Source organism: Aquabacterium sp. A7-Y (genome assembly GCF_026153205.1).
Lineage (GTDB): Bacteria > Pseudomonadota > Gammaproteobacteria > Burkholderiales > Burkholderiaceae_C > Caldimonas.
Genome location: NZ_JAPFBW010000102.1, coordinates 1 through 546 on the forward strand (window position 1 = coordinate 1; position 546 = coordinate 546).

At 65.0% G+C, this 546-nt stretch carries 1 protein-coding gene; it reads right to left on the reverse strand.

The genetic code is table 11. The annotated features are described in order from the left end of the window. Positions 1-546 (reverse strand): Ig-like domain-containing protein (locus OOT46_RS30710; protein ID WP_265407419.1); only part of this gene is annotated, 546 nt, incomplete at both ends.

Here is a 546-nt window from a genome sequence, read left to right on the forward strand (position 1 = left end):
ACCGTACCGTTCGTCGGTGCAGTGTCGATCGCATAGCTCAGTGCATCGCCGTCGGGATCGGTCGAGGTGACCGTGTCACTCAGCGAGCCGTCTTCCGCAACTGTCTGGTTCTCGTCAGCACCGACCGGAGCCGGGTTGTTGACCGACAGATCGAAGCTGGAGGAGACCTTGGCGCCCTTGGAGTCGGTGGCGGTCACCTCGATGACGTAGGCAGCGGGGCGGCTGGCGTCGTCGGGCAGGGTGCCGGAGATGAGACCGGTGCTCGGGTCGATGCTCAAGCCAGCCGGCAAGCCGGTGGCCGAGAAGGTCAGCTGGTCGCCATTGGTGGCGATGTCGGCGTCGCGGAAGACGGAGCTGGTCGGGATGCTGACCGTGGCGGCGTCGGTGCTGCTCACGTTGTTCAGCGTGCCGACCACCACCGGGTTGTCGTTCACGGCATTCACGTTGACCGTCACCGTGATGGTGTCGGTCGCACCTTGCGCGTCGGTCACGACGACGGTGAAGCTGTCGCTGCCGTTGAAGTTGGCGTTGGGCGTGTAGGTGTAG